Annotated in this window: 14 protein-coding genes; 7 read left to right on the top strand and 7 right to left on the bottom strand. The window is 58.5% G+C overall.

What is annotated here, in order from left to right:
• From SB822_RS52925 to SB822_RS52910, 4 genes are all read left to right on the top strand, one after another.
• The coding region (locus SB822_RS52925; RefSeq protein ID WP_410858559.1) for a hypothetical protein at positions 1–230 on the top strand (230 nt) is incomplete at its 5' end.
• 119 nt (positions 231–349) lie between these two features.
• A complete protein-coding gene (locus SB822_RS52920) occupies positions 350–1,960 on the top strand; it encodes a sugar ABC transporter ATP-binding protein (RefSeq protein ID WP_410858558.1) in 1,611 nt (536 codons plus the stop codon).
• Entirely contained in the window at positions 1,957–2,955 is a 999-nt protein-coding gene (locus tag SB822_RS52915; RefSeq protein ID WP_079501685.1) for an ABC transporter permease, read from the top strand. The genes SB822_RS52920 and SB822_RS52915 overlap by 4 nt, the downstream gene beginning before the upstream one ends.
• 117 nt (positions 2,956–3,072) lie before the next feature.
• Positions 3,073–4,218 carry a substrate-binding domain-containing protein gene (locus SB822_RS52910; protein WP_410858557.1) on the top strand — a complete coding sequence of 382 codons (1,146 nt, stop codon included), beginning with the start codon at positions 3,073–3,075 and terminating at the stop codon, positions 4,216–4,218.
• 62 nt (positions 4,219–4,280) lie between these two features.
• Here the strand turns inward: SB822_RS52910 and SB822_RS52905 are convergent, their stop codons facing one another.
• From SB822_RS52905 to SB822_RS52890, 4 genes are all read right to left on the bottom strand, one after another.
• A complete protein-coding gene (locus SB822_RS52905) occupies positions 4,281–5,201 on the bottom strand; it encodes an EAL domain-containing protein (RefSeq protein ID WP_410858560.1) in 921 nt (306 codons plus the stop codon).
• 176 nt (positions 5,202–5,377) lie between these two features.
• On the bottom strand, positions 5,378–6,802 hold the full coding sequence (locus SB822_RS52900) for a heavy metal sensor histidine kinase (protein ID WP_410858556.1): 1,425 nt from the start codon (positions 6,800–6,802) through the stop codon (positions 5,378–5,380).
• 100 nt (positions 6,803–6,902) lie between these two features.
• Positions 6,903–7,517, bottom strand: a complete 615-nt coding sequence (locus SB822_RS52895; protein ID WP_410858555.1) for a hypothetical protein — start codon at positions 7,515–7,517, stop codon at positions 6,903–6,905.
• Positions 7,518–7,649: 132 nt separating this feature from the next.
• Positions 7,650–7,928 (bottom strand): hypothetical protein, encoded by a 279-nt coding sequence (locus tag SB822_RS52890; RefSeq protein ID WP_410858554.1) that lies wholly within the window; start codon positions 7,926–7,928, stop codon positions 7,650–7,652.
• 705 nt (positions 7,929–8,633) lie between these two features.
• On the opposite strand from SB822_RS52890, the gene SB822_RS52885 reads away from it, so the two are divergent.
• Complete coding sequence (locus SB822_RS52885; protein WP_410858553.1) at positions 8,634–9,341, top strand: MipA/OmpV family protein; 708 nt, start codon at positions 8,634–8,636, stop codon at positions 9,339–9,341.
• A 336-nt stretch (positions 9,342–9,677) separates the two neighbouring features.
• Here SB822_RS52885 and SB822_RS52880 read toward each other — a convergent pair whose 3' ends face one another.
• The 3 genes from SB822_RS52880 to irlR all read right to left on the bottom strand — a co-directional run bounded on the left by SB822_RS52880 (position 9,678) and on the right by irlR (position 13,753).
• A complete protein-coding gene (locus SB822_RS52880; RefSeq protein ID WP_410858552.1) occupies positions 9,678–10,838 on the bottom strand; it encodes a porin in 1,161 nt (386 codons plus the stop codon).
• 376 nt (positions 10,839–11,214) lie between these two features.
• Entirely contained in the window at positions 11,215–12,627 is a 1,413-nt protein-coding gene (locus tag SB822_RS52875; RefSeq protein WP_410858551.1) for a heavy metal sensor histidine kinase, read from the bottom strand.
• A 442-nt stretch (positions 12,628–13,069) separates the two neighbouring features.
• Positions 13,070–13,753, bottom strand: a complete 684-nt coding sequence (irlR, locus tag SB822_RS52870; RefSeq protein ID WP_007734506.1) for a heavy metal response regulator transcription factor IrlR — start codon at positions 13,751–13,753, stop codon at positions 13,070–13,072.
• A 228-nt stretch (positions 13,754–13,981) separates the two neighbouring features.
• On the opposite strand from irlR, the gene SB822_RS52865 reads away from it, so the two are divergent.
• Positions 13,982–15,232 carry an IS701 family transposase gene (locus SB822_RS52865; protein WP_094297775.1) on the top strand — a complete coding sequence of 417 codons (1,251 nt, stop codon included), beginning with the start codon at positions 13,982–13,984 and terminating at the stop codon, positions 15,230–15,232.
• Positions 15,233–15,355: 123 nt separating this feature from the next.
• A complete protein-coding gene (locus tag SB822_RS52860; protein ID WP_410858550.1) occupies positions 15,356–15,724 on the top strand; it encodes a hypothetical protein in 369 nt (122 codons plus the stop codon).
• The last annotated feature ends 60 nt before the right edge of the window (positions 15,725–15,784 follow it).

The following is a 15,784-nucleotide window of genomic DNA, read 5'->3' as shown; positions in this document are numbered from 1 at the left end:
TTTGCCTACTTTTCTTTGCGGCGGCAAAGAAAAGTAGGTGCCGCCCCGCACAGGGGCGACGCGTGAAGTACGAAGGCGTAACGCGGATGCCAGCGAAAGACCAGACCAAACCAGACCAACCCGTCAAAACCACCAAAACCCTAACAGCAAAAGCCCGCCCCGGAGGCCAAAAACGAAACAATCATAACAACTTCCGATACGATTATTTCAACCATCCAAGAAATCCCTAATAATACAGAGACCAAATGTTATTGACGCACCATATCCATGATGCGAAGATCACAACACACACACCGCGATTCAATCGCGAAACATAAGAATTCGTCATACCGACGAAGGAGACTCCAGGATGAGTGAGCCGGTTGCGGTCGCGGCCGCTTCATCGCCCCGTGTGCCATTGATCCGCGTTGCAGGCGTCACCAAGAAATTCGGTGGCGTGCAGGCGCTGCGCGGCGTCAACCTGGAAGTCCTGCCGGGTGAAGTCCATGCCCTGCTCGGCGAAAACGGCGCAGGCAAATCCACTCTCATCAAGATACTGAGCGGCGTCCACACGTACGACGAAGGCTCGATCGAAATCGCCGGCCAGAAAGTCGCATTCGAATCGCCCGCGAAATCGCGCGAGGCAGGCGTTGCCGTCGTCTATCAGGACCTCAGTCTCGTCGAATCGCTGTCCGTCGGCGCCAATCTGATGCTCGGGCGCGAGCCGCGCACGCGGCTTGGCTTCGTCAGGCAGCGCGAACTGATGGCGCAGGTCGGCGCCTTTCTGCGTGAACACAATATCCCGCTCGATCCGCGGGTGCCCGTCGATTCGCTGCCGTTCGCGTACCGGCAAATGACGGAAATCTGCAAAGCGCTGATGGGCGACGTGCGCGTGCTCATCCTCGATGAACCGACGTCGGCGCTAACGGGCGGCGAAGAACAAATTCTCTTCGACGCGATCCGCACTGTGACGGCGCGCGGCGTCGGTGTGATCTACGTGACACACCGGCTGAACGAGGTGTTTCGCATTTCGCAGCGCGTGACCGTGTTCCGCGATGGTGCGAACGCCGGCCATTTCGCCACGGCCGACACCGACATGAAACAACTCGTCGCGGCGATCGTCGGCCCGCGTCATGCTGCGATGCAGGCCAGACAGGAAACGACGACGGGCGCGTCGGCGCAAAGCGCAGCAGCACAAACAGCAGGACAAACCGGAGCGCAGAGCACCCTCGATGCTCCCGTGCTGAGCCTGTCGAACGTGAGCAACGCGCGTTTGCATAACGTGAATTTCGCCGTGCGCAAGGGCCAAGTGCACGGCCTTGCGGGACTGATCGGCAGCGGCCGCACCGAGATATTGCAGACCATCTTCGGCCTGCTGCCGATTGACGCCGGCGCGATCGAGCTCGACGGCCAGCCGCTCGCCGCGCGCCGCCCAGGCGATGCAATCCAGCGCGGCATCGCGCTCGTGCCGGAAGACCGGCATCTGCAAGGACTCGTGCTAGATCATTCGATCGAACGCAATCTGACCTTGCCGCGCCTGCCGCAGTTTTCGCGCGGCGGCTGGTTGCGCGCGCAAGCAGCCGCGCAACAGGCACGCACGGCGATGAAGCAGCTTTCCGTGAAGGCGCCCGACGCATCGACGCACGTGAAATTTCTCTCCGGCGGCAACCAGCAGAAAGTCGTGTTCGCCAAATGGAATCATCCGCGGCCGAAGGTGTTGCTGCTCGATGAGCCGACCGTCGGCGTCGATGTCGGCGCGCGTGAAGAAATCTACGGCGTGGTGCGCGACGCGGCGCGCGCGGGCACGGGCGTCGTCGTGGTGTCGTCGGATCTGGACGAACTGTTGCGGCTGTGCGACCGCATCTCCATCGTGGTGGACGGCTCGATCGTGCGAACCATCGAGCGCTCGCAGCTACGCACCGCCGAAGAACTGCACCATCTCATTCAACTTCCCCGGCCTACCGAAGAGCTTGCAACATGAACGAGTCAGTTTCGCCGATGCCCGCAGAACAACAGGCCATTCAGCGTCACGGCCGCGCGCGGCGCATTGCGCGGCGTCTGCTACAGGGTGATCGCCCGTACATGCTGTACATCGCGTTTGCAATCCTGCTGGTGGTGTTCAGCTTTGCGTCGCCGTGGTTCCTGTCGATCGACAACTTCCTCAATATCGGGCGGCAAACGGCCCTCGTGTCGATCATCGCGATCGGCATGACGTTCGTCATCATCGCGCGGCAGATCGATCTGTCCGTGGGCTCGGCGCTCGCGCTGTCGGGCATGTCAGCCGCGCTCGCGATGTCGCACATCAGCGATACCTGGATCGTCGGCGCGATTGCGGGCATCGGCACAGGCGCGATCGTCGGCGCGATCAACGGTTTCGTCACGACACGCCTGAACATTCCTTCGTTTCTCGTCACGCTCGGCACGCTGAGCGCGGCGCGCGGGCTCGCGTTGATGGTCACGACGACACGCCCCGAGATCATCACTAACGACCACTTCATCGCGATCTTCGGCGAAGGCGATATTGCAGGCATCCCCGTGCCAATCCTGTGGACGCTGCTCGCCGTGATCGGCGGCATCCTGCTGCTGCACTACAGCGTGTTCGGCCGGCAGATCTACGCGGCAGGCGGCAACCCGACAGCGGCACTCTATTCGGGCATCAACATCCGGCGCGTCACCACGCTCGCTTTCGTGCTGACGGGCGTGCTCGCCGGTCTCGCCGCGCTCGTACTGTCCGCGCGCTCGCATGCGGCGCGGCCGGACGTCGTGCAGGGCATGGAACTCGATGTGATCGCATCCGTCACGCTGGGCGGCTGCAGTCTGTTCGGCGGACGCGGCTTCATTCTCGGCACGCTGCTCGGCAGTCTCATCATCGGCACGCTGAATAACGGCCTTGTGCTGCTCGGCGTGAGTTCGTCGCTGCAACTCGTCATCAAGGGCGTCATCATCGTCGCGGCTGTCGCATTCACCCGCAAATGAGCATCGAGCGGTGAGAGTCAATCGGCCTTTCGCGCATGCGGCGTTGCGCGCGAGGCCACAAAGGGCAATTCCAAAAACGGCAGGAGACGCAGTACATCACGACCAACGGAGGAAAACATGAACGATCGTCGTGTATCAGGAGCGAAGCTGGCGAGTGTGGTGGTGGCGGCGACTGCGCTGGCCATCTGCTGTTCGCAGGCGTTTGCGCAGGCTTGCACGAGCCTGCCTGCGAACTCGATTGGTCCGACGGGCATCGTCGGGCAGGGACCGAATGGCGAGAAAGCGGCATCCGCCGATGCCGTCAAACTGACGGATGCCGAGGCGGCAAAGGTCAAGGCCGGCAAGTTCAAGGTCGGCATTTCGATGCAGACGATGAACCTCGACTGGTCGCAACTGCAGGTCGCAGGCATCACCGATACGCTGAAGAAGTACGGCGTCGAAGTGATCGGCACGGCATCGGCCGAGTATCAGGTCGACAAGCAGATCGCCGACATCGAAAACACGATCCAGCGCCATCCTGACGGCATCATTTCGATTCCCGTCGACGGCACGGCGACGGCTGCGACCTACAAGAAGGTCTCGCAGGCAGGCATCAAGCTCGTGTTCATGGACAACGTGCCGACGGGCCTCAAGCATCCCGAGCAATACTCGGCGATGGTGTCGGCAGATAGCGAGGGCAACGGGCAGATCGCGGCGAAGGTGCTCGCATCGTGTGTGCCGAAAGGCGGCACGGTCGGTCTCGTGAACTTCGGCGTCGATTACTTCAGTACGACGGAGCGCACGAAGGCCGTCAACGAATGGCTGAAGAAGAATCGCCCCGACATCAAGGTCAAGCAGGTCGCGTTCACGGACCCGTCGAAAGTCGGCCAGATTGCGGGCGACTTCCTCACCGCGAATCCCGATGTGAAGGGCGTGTTTGCCGTATGGGACCAGCCCGCACTCGATACGCTCACGTCAATGCGCGCGCAAGGCATCAACACGCCCGTGACGACGGTCGACCTCGGCCTCGAATCGGCAATTGAAATAGCCAAGGGCGGTCCGCTCAAGGCGACGGGTTCGCAGCGTCCGTATGACCAGGGCGTAGCCGAAGCGATGGCGATGATGAAGGCGCTGATCGGTCAGACGCCTCCGGCGTGGATCGGCGTGCAATCGCTGCCCGTCGTGCAGTCGAACGTGCTCGAATCGTACAAGACGGTGTTCAAGAAAGATCCGCCGCCGCAACTGGCCGATGCGTGCAAGAAGGCAGCGCCTGCTTGTGGATGATGAATTGAATACGCTTTAGTACGTTAGCGTAAGAGCGAAGCCTTTGCGGGCTTCGCTCTTTTTTATGGCGCGCGCAGCAGTTGCAAGCGTGGAGAACTGGCGCAACGCCTGCGTTCATCCCTCTTCCCTGATTGTGCATGTTGCGCTAGCCACGGTAGCAGTTCGGCAACAGGCATGGCTTTCGCGAAGTACCAGCCCTGTCCGTACTGCACGCCTTTGCGCAGCAGATACTCGGCCTGCGCGGCCGATTCGATGCCTTCGGCGACGATTTCCATTCCCAGGTCGTGTGCCATCGCGATGATGTGCGGCGCCACCACGCAGCTGGCGTGAGCATTCTCGACGGGGTTGACGAACGCCTTGTCGAGCTTCAGTGCGTCGACGTGGAATGTCCCCAGATAAGAAAGGCAGGAATAGCCAGTCCCGAAGTCATCGATATAAACAGGATGCCCCGCCCATCTGAGTGCAGCAATGACGCTGCGCGTCGCGTCCGGATGCATGAAGCCTCTTTCAGTGGCTTCGATGCCCACTTGCGAAGCGCGGACGCCCGTCCATTTCAACGCTTGCGCGAGAACATCCAGAAAGCGGACGCTGCGAAGATCGTCGCTGCCCACATTGATCGAAACGCGAAACGACCGGTCCGCGCTCAGTACGCACGCCAGGTCATCAAGGCTCTTGTGGAGCACGAGATCGGTCAATGGTCCCATCAGCCGATGCTGTTCGGCCACACCAACAACGATCTCCGGCGAGATCTCCTGTCCATGCAGCCGCCATCTGAGCAGTGATTCGACACCGACGCATTTGTTGTCGGCGAGCCTGATTACAGGCTGATAAGACACCTCCAGTGTTTTACGGGAGATGGCCAGCCTTAGCTGCTCGGGTAACGCGAGTTCGGAAATCATAAAATCGTGCGATTGACAGGCAGAGTACATAGCATGCCGTCCAGTCGCTGCTCTTCCATGACGCGGACATGATAAACGCGTCATGGTCGGCAATCCGGCGCAGCAGAATCAATTGGCAAACTGTGCGAACAAGCGCCAGAAAAACACCGGGATCACCGTTCAAGCACTCAGTGGTAACAGTTGATTGACAACGTGGCGCTCACGGCACGCCTTACTGGCTCGATGCCGGATGCGAAAAGCGCGCCACCTGTATCAAGAATTCAGAACGCGCTGGCGGCGCCGGCACCCGGGTTCACGTCAGCGTGCGGAAAGCGAAGCCAGAACGTAGTGCGCACACCCGGACAGCTTTCCACACCGCATTGGCCACCATGGCTTTCCATGATCGATTTCACGATCGCCAGGCCGAGGCCCGTTCCAGAGCCAAGATTGTGCCGCGACGGATCGACGCGGTAGAACCGTTCAAAGATACGATCGACGTGCTCTCCCCCAATGCCCTGGCCCGTATCCGTGACAGCGATTTCCGCTGTACCGCCTTCCTCGCGGCACTTGACGAAAATAGTCGACCCGCGAGGCGCATGAGCGAGCGCATTGGAAAGCAGATTGCTCAACGCACGCTGGAAAAGCAACAGGTCCGCGCGAACTTCGGCGCGCCCGCTCAACTCGATGGTGACTCCCGCATCGGATGCCATGGGCTCGTAGTAGCCCGTGACCCGTTCGGCCTCCACTACGGCGTCAAGCCGGCAGACCTTGACTAGCGTGTGCGCCCTCTCCGACCGTGCAAGGAAGAGCATGTCTTCGATCATTCCCGACAGACGCTGGTACTCCTCTACACTCGACTCGATGACGTCACGGTATTCCTCCGTGCTGCGCGGCAGCGACAGCGCCACCTGCGCGGCTGCCTGCAGATTCGTCAACGGCGTACGCATATCGTGTGCGAGGTTCGAGGAGAACTGGCCGAGGCGCGTAAACGAATCGTCCAGCCTTTCCAGCATGCCATTAAAAGCGTGCTCCAGTTCCTTCAGTTCTTCCGATGTATCGAATCCCGACAAAGGTTGCGCGAGACGGCATGACGACATCTCCTCTGCGTACGAGACGAAGCGTCGAAGCGGGCTGAGACCGAACACGGCAATGACATAGGCAAATGCCGCTGCGATCCCCGCGCCCACTACTTCGATCAGCGCGATCGTCCATGCATGCGCGCGCAACGAGGCAAGGTTGTCCGATTTGTCGTACTGGACCACGACACGCACAGAAACACAGTCTGATCCCGCGAGCCGCGCCAGCGCCGTGATATAGCGAAACATCGCGCCTCTGGTATCGAACGCAGCGTTCTGACGATCCGGCGGCAGGTCGCGGAGCAGTGCAAATGGCTGAAAGCCGCTCGTGCTGACAAGACGGTTTCCGGTCATATCGTAGATGGCCATATCTATGTTCTGATGGCCATCCATCTGATCGGTCCAGACATGGGGATGGTTCGAGATGTGGCTTGTCGCACGCACGCTCGCGAGATCGACCTGCAGTGCCTCTAGCGTGGCCTGCATATGACCGCCTGCCGCCATGGACATACGGCTGCGCAAGGCCTCGTAAAGCGCGGCGCCGCTCAGCGCCAGAATGACCGATGTCGAAAGAAAGATCAGAGCGGTTAATCTCGCCCCCAAAGTTCGCGGCAAGAATCGATTGTTCATCGGTTTCGCAATTGCTTCGTTCTTATCGATTTCACCCGTGCCGCGAACGTCATTGTCATTGCGTGTCCATACGCTGCTTACAGGCTCGCGCTAGTGTGCGTTAACGCGCGTTAATGGGCGTCACCCGTGTCGCATAAGCCGACACAAACACGGCATGGACGGTATCGCCCACTTTCAAAGTCTTGAAATCGATATCGGGACCGACTACGAGCGTGACTGTCCGATAGGCGCCTCGCAACCGCATCTCGCGCTTGCTGGCGTCCATATCCAGCACTGTGGCCTGAACCTCGACCTGGCGCGCGGCGCTGTATCCCGACGGTGTCGACTGATACACGCTGGAATCGACACGTTTGCGAATTCCCTTGTCCGCGCCCGCGATCTTGTCAACGGACACGAGCAACGCGTTTTTGTAGAGCACTTCGACGTTATCGCCCACGCGGAGCTGATCGAAATTTTCGACCTGCGGCCCCATCGCGACATCGATGTCGCGCCCCTTCGGACCATGCAGAGTAATGATGCGCGAAGCACGGTCGATATCGGATATCCGGGCCTTGATCTCAACGGGGGGCGCTGTGGCGAGAAGCGCCTGCACCCGCCCGGTGAGTGCGGATGGTTCTTGCGCACTCGAAGCGGGTTGAGCGGTCTGCGCGCTCGCCCACGGTGCAACGCCCATGATCACGATAACTGCCACTGCCAACCTGGTAGCTTTACTCATCTGCATTTTCCTGTGTCAAAGGGATTCTTTTGTCGAGGTGAATCACCCCGGTTTATTCCGACATCGGTTCACGCGGCACGCGCCAGACAACTTTCCCTTCTCGCCTGCGCTATCGGATCAGGTTGACCTGGCTCAGAGGGTGCGTTGCGCATCTTGCGTCCACGCTGTGTCGACGGAACTCGAAGGGCAATCCTGTTCCCTTCCTTCCCGGCGCATGGGCGCCACAATCAGAATCGCGACAATTGGTACGGCAACGGGAAACAGAAGAACAGCACCGACACGACCGGTGAGTTCGCAAACATCGATAGTCAACCCCACGATGTGTGTGCGGATCGAGCGCCAAAGACTGCGGTCAACCAGGAGGATCGGGATCGCCCTGGCCGTATGTATCAACACATGGCAATAACTCATTGGCAGTTCCTTGGGTTCTCTTCAGGTGCTAACGGTCAGCTCGGCTATAGGAAACGTAACCACACGATGTCTAAGCTTTCGAAGCGCTTCATGGAGTCTGCAACGAAAACTAGAAGGCGTTTTATCACGACTCGCAGCTTCAACTTCAAGTAACAGTCAAATCTTTGACTAAACATAAATTTCATCATTCGAATAAAACTCAATATCGAAAAATGACCAATACGGACGGCTCATTTTTTGCAACAACGGTAGAGTAAAAATTCCTGAACAATGCGCGGCGAAAAACGCCTCTGGAAAATAGATTTCATGTCGTTTCAATTTTTCAAACATGTTCTATTTAGTAAGCATGCCTATTCACTAATGTCACATCTCATCATCTAGCCCGGAGGCTACGTCATGAACAGCAACTTCACTTGAGATTTCCACCTTTGAAGACGAATACCGACGCTTGATCTTATCCCCGGCCACCAATACTGCCCGCCGTCACCGCAGCTATCCGCAACGGCGCACCGACCCTGCGTTCAAGCGGTTGCCATAACCGCAGTTGTTACGCACCTGACGAGTCGCGACGCACAGATGCCGCACCCCCACATGGATGTCCAGACGTTCGACCGCCATTGTCAGTTCTGACCTTCCTATCGATCATTCAAGGAATTATTCATGCGATATCTCCACGTCGCAGCCGCGCTAACCATTGGCGCGGCCATGGCGACCCCATCCAGACCTGCTTACCCGGCCGAGACCTCGCTTGGCGCGCAAGTCAATGTCATGCCCAAATACGACGGCGCCGCATCGTACCGTGCACTGCCGTTGCCTTTGTTCGCCTATGACAATGGGCTCTTTTTCGTTTCCGGGCTCTCAGCCGGAATACGCTATCCGCTCGGAGCCGGCATTTCGACGGGTTTGATTGCGCAGTTCGACTTTGGGCGGGACGCCGACGATTCGTCTCGCCTTACCGGAACCAACGACATTTCCAACACGGCCCGCGTTGGCGCGTTCGTGGATTGGCGTCACGGCAAGTGGCACGCGTCGCTCAACGCGCTGCAGGCGACGCACAGTGGATATGGTCTGAAAGTCCGTCTCGCGGGTGGTTTCACCGCTTTGGCGACGCCGAAAAACACAGTTAATCTGACAGTGGGTGCGACTTTCGGTAATGGCGATTATATGAATACCTATTTCGGCGTTACCGATCAGGAGTCACTCGCAAGCCAGTCAAGGCTCGCCGGATATTCGCCCTCAGCGGGCATCAAGGGTGTCGACGCCAGCGTCACGTGGAAGCACCAGCTCACCCCGCATTGGAGCACGGCTGCCGTGCTGGGCGTGTCCAGTCTGGTGGGTGACGCAGCCGACAGCCCCGTCGTCGAACACAAGGCTGCTATCTTCGGATCGGTAGGTCTGGCGTACCGGTTCTGATTCCGTCGCTGCGGTATGCATGTGCCAGCACATGCATCCGGACATTCATGGGGCGCAGTCCGGTACTCGGGCGGCCCAGTTTCAATTCACCTTCCTGAAAGGCGCTTACGCGCACAACGTCCCGCTACGCAGGTTCCGCCCGTAACGAATCGACCCGAACCTTAAAGGTTCGTGAACGGCTTCGAACAGTACTCTGCCTGCATTTCCAGGCGGGCCTTCGCCGTCGTTCTACCTGACGAAGGCCCATGAGCCATGCGAGTGGATCTCGACTTCGTGCTCCCCTCGCTTCCCAGAGGGCAGACAACGGATTGCGCTATCTGCCCGATGTCCCTTCGATCAGAAGCGGTGACGCAGTCCGATCGTTGCTGCAACCTGGTTGTTGGTTGACGACGGCGACAGCATGTTGATGGATGCCACGTTCGCGATGCCGTTACCGTTCGCGTCATAACCGAGCGAGCCGGAAGCATGCTGGTACACGCCCGCCAGGTACACGTCCGTACGCTTGCTGAGAGAATAGTCCGTACCTAAAACGAACGTGTGCCACGTCGGCGAATTGCTGCTGTTGCTGCCTGTCACCGTGCCGTCAGTGAACGTGTAAGAGCTGACGACTGCCAGTGCCGGTGTAAGCCTGTACTGGCCGTTGATTTCATAATTATCAAGATGCAGGTTCATCCCCGTAAGACCGGGCAGTGCAGCGCCGCCACTCGACAGGCTCGCGAGACCGTCGATCTGCGAGTGCGTCCACACGAGACCAACCTGTGCCGGGCCGAATGCGTAGGTGGCGCCCAAACCGTAAGTACGCTGAAGCGTCGCCGAAATGTTCTGGCTTGCCGACGCCGCGCTGTTTGCGCCGCCCAGCCCACCCGAGTTATCCGACTGTGTGTAACCCGCCGCGACGCTCAGCGGACCTGTACCGTACCTGGCGCCCAGGCTCCACGTGCGGCCGTTCGCAAAGCCGTTCGCGTCGTTGCTGAAGCCATACATGCCGCCGAACTGGATGCCCGCATAGTTCGGGCTGGTGTACTTGACCGCATTTTTGGTCGAGTACGTCTGCGCCAGGTTGTCGTTGTCGAACGGATGGCCGGCGAGATTGTTGCCGAAGCCAGCACCTGCGGCCGACAGCGGCCCGAGATACTCCGAAGTCGAGTCGTATTGACGTCCCAGCGTCACAGCGCCATACGCGTCACTCTTCAGGCCGACGAAGGCTTGACGGTTGAACATATCGTCGCCGTCATGAAAGCCCCCGTTGTTCAGATCAAAGCCGCTTTCCAACGTAAAGATGGCCTTCAGCCCGCCCCCGAGATCCTCGGCACCGCGCAAGCCAAAGTAGTTGTTCGACAGGTTGCCGCTACCCTGCTGCCAGACACTCTTCCCGCCGACATTGTTCGCATAGGTGATGCCCGCGTCGATCGAGCCATACAGGGTAACGCTGCTTTGTGCGTGCGCACTCACCGCAAAGGTACCCACTGCGCAGGCGAGAATGATATGTTGTTTCATGCTTCAAACTCCTAAGTACATGGAAATCTCCCGACCGCTGATAAAGCATAAGCAATCGGTAATCTGACGAATCAGATCGCTGAGTATTCCATCGATTTGAAGCACTTTCGTTTTAGTGTGGCACCCCAGTACATCCCCGAAATAGAACTGCTACGTGACCAAAACGCATAGAAGATTGTTTTCAATAAAATAAAAGATCAGAGTGCGCTTCGATATCGGGTGTTCGACATTGTCTTTGTCTCGCAGAAACCACGTCTGGATGATTCGTGCACGGTTCAATAGTGTCAAAACTTGCCTATCTCACGTGCCGTGTCTGGGATTTTCGCTCTAGCATCAAGGCAACCACACGTGCCATGCCGCGCATCAATCAGGTTTGTCAGGAGGGTGAACCCACTGTCTTTTCCGGTAACACGAACCGTAACCAGAATGTCGTGCCGACGGCAGGATCACTTCTCACACCGCACGATCCGTGGTGCAAATCCATGATCGATTTGACGATGGCAAGCCCGAGCCCTGTACTGCAGGAAATGGCGTTTTCCCGGGTCGGATCGGCGCGGTAGAAACGTTCGAAGATCCGTTCCACATGCGGCGGCGCAATCCCCGGGCCACGATCGGACAACAGAACCACTACCGCGCCCGGCTGCTCCCAACATTCAATGTCGATAGTCGAATTGCGTGGCGCGTACGCGATCGCATTCGCGAGCAGGTTGCTGACCGCGCGCTGATACAACAGCAAATCGGCATGGATGATCCCCTGCCCGCGGACGTCGATGGTGACATCTGCCGCTTGCGCCAGCGATTCGTAAAAACGGGTGACGCGACGCGCTTCCGCCGCCGCGTCGAACTCGCAATTCGATAGCGACAGGTCAGCTCGCTCTGCGCGCGCAAGAAATAGCATGTCGTCGATCATTCGGGACAAGCGCTCGTATTCGTCTATGCTCGATTCAATCACTTCGCGGTATTCGGGCGCAGCACGCGACTGCGCGAGAGCGACCTGAGCCGCAGCTCGCAAATTCGTGAGCGGGGTGCGCAAATCGTGTGCAAGATTGGAAGAGAACTCGCTCAAGCGTGTGAACGAGTCGTCCAGACGCGCCAGCATGCCGTTGAACGCCTGTCCCAGTTCCAACAGTTCATTCGAGCTGGTGAGCTTCGGCAACGGTTGCCCGAGCCGGCTGATCGACATCTCTTCGGCTCGCGTGACAATGCGGCGCAGAGGGCTCAGCCCGAGCAGCGTCACGCCGTAAGCCGAGATTGCCGCAAGCAGAATGCCGACCATCTCCGTAATAAAGATGATCTCTGTGTTCGACCTTACCAATTCGCGCTCTTCACTGCCGTCGTACTGTACGACGACACGGACAGCCCCGCTGTCACGCCCGTCGAGCGGCACGATGGTCACGAGATATCGTAATGCGGTAGTGGGTGTGGAAAGAGTGACAGGATTGTGGGGCGTCTGTACATCCAGAACCGGCGAGTAGTTGCGAAAGCCGCGCGTCGCCAGCAGGTCCTTACCTGCCATGTCAAAGATAGCGAATGCCATGTACTCGCGCCCATGCACGTGCTCCTTCCAGGTATCGGGATCGCGGGTAATCCCGGCCGTCGATTTCAGCCCGGAGAGGTGAACCTCGAGAGCCGACATCACTTCTTCCATCTGGTCGGCGGCATTCGCTTCGACACGGCTCATCATCGCTTCATAGACCGCGAATCCGCTAATCGCGAACGCAATCGATGCATAGAAAACGATCAGCACGGTGAGCCGTACACGCAGGCTACCCGGCAAATAACGAAGCATGATTAGCTGTCGCCGGCTATTGCCGCGAATTGCAAGCCGTGACGCGACAGGCTGCCGATATTGCGCCCGCGTCTTTCCGCCAGCATGCACAAGCTGTCCACCTCAGAATTCCGCATCCGCGACACATTTGAATTCCCTTTCCAGTGACAGACAGGTGCCCGGTCCAGCCACTCACCTTGCCATCCGGCATCGGTCGATTCCTGATGGTGCAACGACTCGCGCGGGCGGCTCACATTCGATACCCATCGCAATGCCAACCTGGCCCTCGGTATTCGCGCTGTCGACGAGAGAATAGTACTGCGCCCGCTGCGGCCATGTGATTAAGCACGCCGACAGCAGGGGCAACTTTGAGAAAGCACAAAAAATTCGCGATACATATCAGGCACGCGCTTGTCCGCACAACGGCTCTATTGAAATCTCCTATGCGTGCTTCATGAGCGAATCACGGTGTCACCTGGCTTCGGACTTCCAGAACGTAGCCCATGCCTCTGACGGTATGAATCAGCCTGGACTCGAAAGGGTCGTCCAGTTTGGAACGCAGGCGGCGGATGGCCGAATCCACCACGTTCGTGTCGCTGCTGAAATTCATGTCCCACACTTGTGACGCAATGATCGCGCGCGGGAGGATTTCCCCTTCGCGTCTCATCAAAAGCCACAGCAGCGCAAACTCTTTTGCCGTCAACAGAATGACTTTTCCCTGTCTCGTGGCCTTACGACGTGTGAGGTCGAGTTCGAGGTCGGACACTCGGAGCGTGTTCGAATCGTGCTGCCGCGCGCGACGAAGGATCGACTTTACGCGTGCAGTCAGTTCAACAAAATCAAAGGGCTTCGCGAGATAGTCGTCAGCACCGAGTTCCAGCCCCCGGATGCGGTCTCCCACGTCGTCTCTCGCGGTGAGAAAGAGAACCGGCGTCGACTTGCTGCGTCTGAGATTCTGCAACAGCGTCCAGCCGTCTTGCCCTGGCAGCATCACATCCACGATGAGCAGGTCGTAGTCCTCCGTTTCAGCCTGATGCTGCCCGGAAATGCCGTCCTCCACCCAGTCGGCGACATATCCCGCTTCCGTCAAACCCTTCCGTAGATATAAGCCCGTCTTGCCCTCGTCTTCGACAATCAGAATTCGCATTACCTGTTACCTCGTTTGAATCACTTGCAGTCCGAAGCTCCTCCGGCAGGCGCACAACGATATCAAAGCGACGGTTTCCCTGGAAGTCTGTCCGCGCTTTGCCGTTTTCCACATGACTTACGCCGCGTCAAACATGACAGGAATGTCATGTTCGCCTCATGCAGACGCAGCACTCAAGCGTCAAGCTACCTGAGTCTAACTGGCGTCCAATGAAGCTATTTCAATGCAATGAGTACATCGCAACGGTTTGACGAATACCTGGAACATCTTTCTCAAGGATTCCGACACAAGCATCATATTGTCGGCCTGCGTGACTATTGCACGGGACTGATGCGACCGTTGGAGCGAAAGAGCACCAATGCCATTGCGGAAAATCTTCAGCCCGCGCGCGCGGAAGCAATGCGTCAGGCGCTACATCATTTCGTGGCAAGAGCGCCGTGGTGCGATGAGGAACTGCTGACACAGGTCGCCCGCTGGGTGACCCCGCAAATGGCGGGTCTGTCCCGGAGCGGCTGGTGGATCATCGGCTGTAACACTTTTCCGAAGCGTGGCAGCCAGCCAGTGGGCGTCGCGAGACAAAATCACGGAGCATCGGCCAGATATGACAAATGTCAAATTGCCGTGAGTGTTTCGCTAGCCTGCGAAAGTGCCAGTCTGCCTGTCGGCTGGCGGCTGTATCTGCCGCGCGCATGGGCCGACGATCCGATCCGGCGCAGGAAGGCAGGCGTCCCCGCCGACGTGCAGTTTGCGACCAGGCCGAAACTTGCGCTTCAACAGATCGAAAGGCTGCTTGCTGCGGGATCGCCCTCACGCCCCGTGCTCGCCGATGTCGGCTACGGAATGGATCCCGACTTCAGGCAAGGGTTGATCGACCTCGGACTGCCGTACGTATTGGGTGTCACGTCGCAAGCACGCGTCTGGCGCCCACAAGCCGAATCGCTACCGTCAACGGGATACAGGGAAACGGGACGCCTGCCGTCGCAGACGTGGCGTACGGCCGGGCACTACCCCATCAGCGTCAGAGCACTGGCCATGGAATTGCCTGCGCACGCGTTGCAGACGATCAGCTGGCGTGAAGGGAACGGCAATCTGAGAAGCAGCCGCTTTGGCGTGGCGCGGGTGCAGTATGCCGACAGCTACGCATGCTGGTCGCGACTGCAGCCACTGCAATGGCTGCTATTGAAGTGGCCGCTGGGTGAGCCGGAGCCTGTCAGATACTGGCTTTCGACGCTGCCGGAAGACACGTCGATCAATGAACTCGTCGCGGCCGCACATTACCACTGGCGCACCGACCGGGACCACGAGGAACTTCGGCAGGATTTCGGACTTGACCACTATTCGGGCCGTGGCTGGAGAGGATTTCATCATCACGCCACGCTATGCACGGCTTCGTATGGTTTCCATCTCGGCGAACGGCTGGCGAGTGAGCGGGACCTGGCTTCCCGAAGGCTGTCAATCTACCCGGAACCTGGCGTGTGATACGGGTCACTTCGGGCATCGAGAGGCCCTGTCACTACCTGGAGCATTTTCTTTCGAAAATCTAACCAACAACCGCTCCCACATTTAAATGGATGATCGCAATTCCGCGATAAAGGATAATTAATGTCGAAACGTTTTCGTTTGTTGGCAGGTATCGCCACCCTCATTCCTGCATTCGCTCTCCTTGCGCAAGACCTCCCCGCCAACCCGAAACCCAATCCTTATCTGGCGGCAGAAAAATACGCCATTACCCATTTCGATTCGTCCCAGAGCGATTCCTTTCCGTATGCCGTTCCGCGCGGCACGTTCGAAGTCGATCTTCGAAAGGAAAAACGGATTGTTGCGGGCCCCGTCAACATCATGACGCTCGCATCGACGTCTCCGTCTTATATGTGGGGTGTCTCCAGTGAAGGTGTCACCTACATCGACGTGTCGAATGGCGGGTTCAAGGAGGTCGCCCGCATGGAGGCTCCAGACGGCGTTGTTGCATAAATCGGGTTTGAAGACAAAGGCGGTCGTGTGATCTTGAATTCAGGCAATGCGAGCGGATTG

It is taken from the genome of Paraburkholderia sp. SIMBA_054 (assembly GCF_046534875.1).
Classification (GTDB): domain Bacteria; phylum Pseudomonadota; class Gammaproteobacteria; order Burkholderiales; family Burkholderiaceae; genus Paraburkholderia; species Paraburkholderia hospita.
The sequence above is the reverse complement of the archived record's forward strand: the minus strand, read 5'-3'. Positions and strand labels throughout refer to the sequence as shown.

What these genes read in the sequence shown, in the direction of transcription:
- SB822_RS52920 (WP_410858558.1), top strand. Translation starts at nt 350, where the DNA reads ATGAGTGAGCCGGTTGCGGTCGCGGCCGCTTCATCGCCCCGTGTGCCA.
- SB822_RS52915 (WP_079501685.1), top strand. Translation starts at nt 1,957, where the DNA reads ATGAACGAGTCAGTTTCGCCGATGCCCGCAGAACAACAGGCCATTCAG.
- SB822_RS52910 (WP_410858557.1), top strand. Translation starts at nt 3,073, where the DNA reads ATGAACGATCGTCGTGTATCAGGAGCGAAGCTGGCGAGTGTGGTGGTG.
- SB822_RS52905 (WP_410858560.1), bottom strand. Translation starts at nt 5,201, where the DNA reads ATGACGCGTTTATCATGTCCGCGTCATGGAAGAGCAGCGACTGGACGG.
- SB822_RS52900 (WP_410858556.1), bottom strand. Translation starts at nt 6,802, where the DNA reads ATGAACAATCGATTCTTGCCGCGAACTTTGGGGGCGAGATTAACCGCT.
- SB822_RS52895 (WP_410858555.1), bottom strand. Translation starts at nt 7,517, where the DNA reads ATGAGTAAAGCTACCAGGTTGGCAGTGGCAGTTATCGTGATCATGGGC.
- SB822_RS52890 (WP_410858554.1), bottom strand. Translation starts at nt 7,928, where the DNA reads ATGAGTTATTGCCATGTGTTGATACATACGGCCAGGGCGATCCCGATC.
- SB822_RS52885 (WP_410858553.1), top strand. Translation starts at nt 8,634, where the DNA reads ATGGCGACCCCATCCAGACCTGCTTACCCGGCCGAGACCTCGCTTGGC.
- SB822_RS52880 (WP_410858552.1), bottom strand. Translation starts at nt 10,838, where the DNA reads ATGAAACAACATATCATTCTCGCCTGCGCAGTGGGTACCTTTGCGGTG.
- SB822_RS52875 (WP_410858551.1), bottom strand. Translation starts at nt 12,627, where the DNA reads ATGCTTCGTTATTTGCCGGGTAGCCTGCGTGTACGGCTCACCGTGCTG.
- irlR (WP_007734506.1), bottom strand. Translation starts at nt 13,753, where the DNA reads ATGCGAATTCTGATTGTCGAAGACGAGGGCAAGACGGGCTTATATCTA.
- SB822_RS52865 (WP_094297775.1), top strand. Translation starts at nt 13,982, where the DNA reads ATGAGTACATCGCAACGGTTTGACGAATACCTGGAACATCTTTCTCAA.
- SB822_RS52860 (WP_410858550.1), top strand. Translation starts at nt 15,356, where the DNA reads ATGTCGAAACGTTTTCGTTTGTTGGCAGGTATCGCCACCCTCATTCCT.